Source organism: Yeguia hominis (genome assembly GCF_014384705.1).
Lineage (GTDB): Bacteria > Bacillota > Clostridia > Oscillospirales > Acutalibacteraceae > Yeguia > Yeguia hominis.
Genome location: NZ_JACRSN010000053.1, coordinates 1 through 1,150, shown reverse-complemented (window position 1 = coordinate 1,150; position 1,150 = coordinate 1). Strand labels below are relative to the sequence as shown.

At 50.5% G+C, this 1,150-nt stretch carries 2 protein-coding genes; both read left to right on the top strand.

What is annotated here, in order from left to right; translation table 11 throughout:
• Nucleotides 1-14: 14 nt before the first annotated feature.
• Entirely contained in the window at nt 15-179 is a 165-nt protein-coding gene (locus tag IAG03_RS14035; protein WP_283243174.1) for a helix-turn-helix domain-containing protein, read from the top strand.
• A 36-nt stretch (nt 180-215) separates the two neighbouring features.
• The coding region (locus IAG03_RS14030; protein ID WP_249320738.1) for a helix-turn-helix transcriptional regulator at nt 216-1,150 on the top strand (935 nt) is incomplete at its 3' end.

The following is a 1,150-nucleotide window of genomic DNA, read 5'->3' as shown; positions in this document are numbered from 1 at the left end:
TGATCAAGAACAAAATGAAAAAAGGCGAGCTGGCCAAGGCTGCGCACCTGTCGTCCCATACCATGACCCAGTTGAACAATAACCGCCTCGTCTCCATGTCTGTCATGCTCCGATTGTGTAAGGTGTTCCATTGTGACATTGGAGACTTGATGGAAGTAGTAGAGGATGAAACAAACTAAGCAGTAATTCTACCATGTATGCGTGAGGTATAACCAATGGACAACAATGCAAAGCTCCGCCCGCTATATCTGGCGAAGATTCTATATGAGCGCACCGATGAAGACCACTATCTGACCACGATGCAGCTGGCGCAGATTCTTGAAGAGGAATACGGTATCCCGGCGCACCGGCAGACCATCAAGACGGACATTGAGCTTCTGCAGCGGTTCGGAATGGACATCCAAGAAGTAAAGTCCACTCAGAACCGCTATAACCTCATTAGCCGTCAATTTGAAATCGCTGAGCTGAAGCTTCTGATCGATGCTGTGCAGTCCTCCAAGTTCATCTCCAAAGAACGCAGCGAGCAGATGGTCTCCAAGATTGTCACGCTGGCCGGACAGCATAAGGCCGAGGAACTGAAGCGCAACGCTTCCGTGGAGGGAAGGGTAAAGTCGGAAAATCAACAGGATTTGCTGATCGTGGATGCAATCAATGAGGCCATCAATGCCAGAAAGAAGATTGCCTTCCAATACTTTGCCTACAACATCCGAAAGCAGAAGAAGCTGCGCCACGACGGCGAACGGTACATCTTCAGCCCCTATCGTCTGATCTGGAACGGCGATTATTACTATGTACTTGGCTATTCGGACAAGCATCAAGCCATCGGAAGCTTCCGTGTGGACCGTATCAGCGCTCGTCCTGACATTCTTTCGGAGGAAGCCGTACCGGTCCCGGCGGACTTCGGTGTCGATGATTTTCTTGCGACCACCTTCCGGATGTACGGCAGCGAGTGTCAGGAGGTAGAACTGATCTGTGATAACTCCGTGATCGATGCAATCATCGACCGCTTTGGGACAGATGTGACCATCTACGCCTGCGATATGAGCACCTTCCGCGTGATCGTCCGGGTGGCCATCAGCCATATCTTCTTCAGCTGGATTTTCGGCTTCGGCGGGAAAGTAAGAATCAAAGGGCCTGAAAAGATAAAAAC